Consider the following 5,234-nt stretch of genomic DNA (forward strand, 5'->3'; position numbering starts at 1 on the left):
AAAAGATGTGCTGAATTAGTTGAAAATAATCAAATTAAATACCTTTATTGTTATCGCTCTTCGGCAGTGGATGCGAGTGCTGAGGGTACAGAAGAAAATTGGCTAATCGACGTTCTTAATGAACACCCTGACAATAGGAAAAAATTGCTTATTGATGTGGTTAAAAAATTAATCATTAATGTACTGAATGTGCCAGAATCAACAATGATTAATGCGAATAATAATTTTTTTGAGTTGGGGTTGGACTCGCTGATGCTTACTGATTTTTTAGGTAGACTGAATAAGAACCTGAAAGGTGCTACAGAAATTAGTTTAAAAGATCTTATTGAGCATTACACCCCAAACCTCTTAGTAAAGTATATTAATAAAAAAATTGCTCCATTAAAGGCTACTGATGCTCAAGAAATATTATCTCGAAAACCATCAAATCAAAATTTTGATTTGGTTAAAAAAATATATTCAATTACTCCCCGACAATTGAACTTTTATTTGAGTGATAAATTAGCTTCTAATAAAGGAGCTTATAATGTATCGCTGGCATTTAAATTTAATTCTCCCATAGATGCTAATAAAATTCATGGGTCGATATTAAAAATAGTAAATATTCATCCAATTCTTCAATCTCACTTTGAAATTAAAGACTCGCAGATTCTAAGTTCGGAGCTTACCGAGCTATCACCTAATGCATTTTATACGCAAATAAAAGCTCAAAAACAAAATATTAATGACATACTTGATGAAAATACATTGCGACCATTCAATTTGGAAAAGGGGCCCTTATTTAGAGTTATTTTGATAGAAAATGAAGATGATAATGTGATGCAAGTGGTTTTTCATCATACAGTCTGTGATGGCATATCAATGAAAGTATTTGTTGAGCAATTCTTAACACTTTACCATGGTGAAAATATCCAACAATCTTTACCATACTCTGAATATGCCAAATGGATAGAATCATATGATGCGTCTATTGAGAGAAAAAAGGCTGAAGCGTATTGGAAAAGGTTAATTTCCCATTCAAATTTGAGAGGCTATTTAACCAAGAGTGTCGATATAAATATTGCTTGTCTTACTGAGATGGTCGAAGAGGATAGGATAAATGATATTAAAGTTTTTTGCGCAAAGAACTCCATTAGCCTACAAAATTTCTTCATGTTCATTTATTATCTGGTTTTAAGTAAAAAAATAGATACCTATAAACTAAATATTGGCACCCTTTTTTCTGGAAGAAATTCTAGTGATTGGAATCAAACTTTAGGTGTTTTTGTAAATTTGTTACCGGTGATTTTTAATTATGAAAATTATCCAGATGTTTTAGTTGGCATAAAAAATCTTCAAAATCAAATCGTAGAGTCAATAGAGTTTTCCGATTACAGTATTCACAATGTTGCAAAACAACTAAATAGTCAAAAAAATGAAGTATTATTTGAATTTATATTTGTTTATCAACTATTTTCCAATGGAGAAAGTCAATATCGAGATATTGATATTTTTTATAAAAACAATGGGTTGGGTCTAGATCCATTTGTATTCGAGGTAAGGCAAGGTAAAGATACCGAGCTTTTAGTGAAATACAACACGCATTTGTTTTCTTCTAAAGATGTTAAAAATTTCATGAAAGAAGTCAACGAGTTGAGTGATGCGGTCGTTAGTAATACTTTGTTGAGTCCCGAGCAACTAGCAATGAGTAAATTTGAATATCTGACACTAGTACCTAAAGAGAAAAAAATTAGCTTATTATCAACATTTACTATCGAGCCCATTATACCATTCATGGAGTATTGGTTTGAGCAAATTAAAGCTGCTTATCGTTTGGAAGTTGGTGATTATAATCAGGTGATTCAGAGTTTTTTGAATAAGCAGAGTATTCTTTACCACAATGAGAGCAATTTTATTTTTCTCTCTTTATATGATTGGTTTAAGGATGAAGATGAGATAGATCAATCAATAATCAAAGATTTGATTAATGCCCTTGAATACTATGCAAATACAAGCAAAAATTTAGCATTTTTATTCTTCACGCCGCCACCGGAAAGAAAAAAGGCGAGTAATTTTAACAAAATTGAATCTCAAATTAAGAAACATTTTCAACATGCTGCATCTATCTATATAAAGACTCATAAAGAGTTATTAAATTGTTATGAAATTAACGATTATTTCGATGAAATAACCTATAAGCAAGGTGGTATCCCATATAATGATGAGCTCTTTATGGCCTTAGCCACTTATGCAGTTAGACAACTTGACGCTCTTCGCAGAAACCCTAAAAAAGTGATTATCCTTGATTGTGATAATACACTATGGAATGGGGTGGTCGGTGAAGATGGGGTACAGGGTATTCAAATCAATCAAAATCATATTCAATTGCAATCAAAAATTAAGGAATTAAAAGACCAGGGCTTCCTACTCGCTTTATGCAGTAAAAATATACTCGAAGATGTGAAATCTGTTTTTGAGCAAAGGGACGATATGGTATTAAATTGGGACGATATTCTCGCAACTAAAATTAATTGGGATAATAAACCGGCTAATTTAATACAGTTGGCAAAAGAATTAAATTTAGGGCTTGATTCCTTTATTTTTATTGATGATAACCTCTTGGAATGTGCTGAGGTTGAAGAACTGTGTCCTGAAATTGAAGTGATACACTTTCCCCATGAGAAAAGCGATGTGGCTGTATTCTTAGATAATATTTGGAGTTTTGATAGGCCAAAAACGACAAAAGAGGATTTGCAACGAGCAGAGTTTTATAAACAAAATGAGCAAAGAGAGAGCCTTCAGAAATCGACTACTTCCCTGGATGAATTTATTCAGCATCTCAATTTACAAGTGGATATTAAACCTGCTACTGAAAAGGATATTCCAAGGGTAACGCAATTGTTTATGCGAACCAATCAATTCAATACAACATCGATTCGCTACGATGAAAGCCAGATATTTGGTTTTATCACAAAAGATTGCTTTGAAGTGTATACGGTAACTGTCTCTGACAAATTTGGGGATTATGGGTTAGTAGGGGTTCTAATAGTTAACCTGGCGAATCAAAAACTAGTTGTCGATAGTATGCTTTTGAGTTGCCGCGCGTTAGGTCGAGGCGTAGAGCAAATAATGTATCAAAAATTAGTAGACTTATGCAGGATAAAACAAATAGCAAAAATTGAATTTAAATTCAGAAAAACTGAACGGAATATTCCGGCAGAATTTTTTTTAAAGTCAATCTATACTGAAACCAATTATGATGGATATGTTGTAAATTTAAAGCAGGTCTAACCTATGGATAATAAAAAAATTCTAGAATTGCAGAAGATGAGCCCAGCTGAGCTTTTAAAAGCTATACGAGAAAGTAAAATAAATAAAACGAAAAATATAGTTACTCAAGACGAATACGAGCAATATATCTCGAGTTTATGGCGCGAGATATTTCCACAGGCTGACATTGACATTCATACGGATTTTTTCTCATTGGGGGGCACCTCCTTGCAGGCCGTATTAATGCTGTCAAAATTCAAAGCTAAATATGATATTGAATTTGATTTAGTTGAATTATTCAAGGCCACAACAATTGAATTGCAAGCCAAGTTAGTGAGGGACAGATTCGCTAATAATCGACAAAAAACCGTCGATTTTGATTATAGAAAAGATCTTCAATTGGTTGAGCAGCTTGTATTGAATAATGTAAAACCATTTGACCATAATATTCGATCAATTTTTCTAACCGGTGCTTCCGGGTTTTTAGGGGTTCATTTACTTAAAGAATGTTTAGAGCAAACCCATGCCGAAATTTTCTGCATTATCCGTGGTTCCTCAAAAGATGAGGCCAAAAAAAGATTATTGGAGTGCGCAAGAGAGAAAAAAATAGACATTAATACTGCGGAAGAAAAACGAATCCATTGTCTTTGCGGTGATATATCAAGACAAAAATTAGGATTATCTGATGATGATTATACCTATGTAACCCAATCTATGGATTTAATCATTCATTCTGCTGCCGTTGTTAATTTTGTTTATCCTTATGAAAATTTACGTGATGCTAATGTGCTAAGTTTGTATGAATTAATGAAAGTTGCCTCTACTAATAAAATTAAACCACTCCATTTTGTCTCTACGATAGGTGTATTTAATAGTCAATTTGATGGACAGTTAGAAATTAATGAAAGCATGAGTTTGCCTGAGGAGGCGCCTACAAATGGTTATTTTCAAACCAAGTGGGTCTGTGAAAAGATGTGCGAGATAGGCATACAAAAAGGATTGCCAATATCAATATACAGACCAAGTGGCATCACAATTCACACGAAATCTCAGGTCACGAGTAGCGATGATTTAACTTTTTTATTTATGAAGTTATCTATGAAAATTGGCGGGTTTGTTAATTTAAATTCTATTGTCGATGTAGTCCCAGTAGATTTTGTTGCTCGCTCGATAATTGATTTGTCTATAAAGTATCCTTGTGACAATAATAAATATCACCTTGTATCTGGTGAAACCTTAAGTCCTAGAGATTTAATTGAGAAGCTGCCTAAGTCAAAGTCAATTAAACTTCTTACTGTTGAAGAATATATTGAGAATGCAATGCAGGTCATTGCTGACACTGATGACATTCATCTTAAAAATTTAGCCCCATTATTTATTAGTAATTTTTTATCCAAAAATGTTATGGCTAAAATGCCTGTTTTTAAATCAATGATTACCCAAACAAAGTTAACAAAAACTGAGATACCTCATATCAGAAATACGTTGCTGCTAATTATTTATAAATTAGCGCATATGAAGGAATAAATTTATTTTTAAAGAGAACAGAGTTTAATTAATTTGTCAAAAAACACACTATGTGTTCTATAATAACTCAAATAGGCAATGGTCAGGTTCACATTTTTTTATTTCACTGCTAGGTACCAAGGAGTGTATTAAGGTTGCCTAGTTCGCAGTAGACTGTGTCCATCATAGGGATATTCAAATTACGTAGATCGTTGATTTAGTATGGAAATTTTATTTTCATACACAGCAGTAACGATCGAAATGCTTATCGCGCAAGCGAATTAATTTAAGCGATGGATTGTTTAAATTAACCATACGGGGTAGGGACACGCTTGTTGGGGGTGTTTTATCTTGAATAGCCAGCATTTAAATGGATCTATGCCATTCGTTAATTATCAAAATTTGTGTGAAATTCTTGATTTTCGCAATATAAATCTCCCGGATGTAGTTGCTTACCGGTTTCTAGAGGATGGTATTCA

The 5,234-nt window shown here is 32.9% G+C and carries 2 protein-coding genes; both read left to right on the top strand.

What is annotated here, in order from left to right; genetic code table 11:
• Nucleotides 1-3,270, top strand: a 3,270-nt coding sequence (locus tag Lbru_RS08720; protein WP_157061505.1) for an HAD-IIIC family phosphatase, incomplete at its 5' end; no start/stop codon positions are given.
• Nucleotides 3,271-3,273: 3 nt separating this feature from the next.
• Complete coding sequence (locus Lbru_RS08725; RefSeq protein WP_058441808.1) at nt 3,274-4,776, top strand: thioester reductase domain-containing protein; 1,503 nt, start codon at nt 3,274-3,276, stop codon at nt 4,774-4,776.
• Nucleotides 4,777-5,234 lie beyond the last annotated feature (458 nt).

The organism is Legionella brunensis, from assembly GCF_001467025.1.
GTDB lineage: Bacteria > Pseudomonadota > Gammaproteobacteria > Legionellales > Legionellaceae > Tatlockia > Tatlockia brunensis.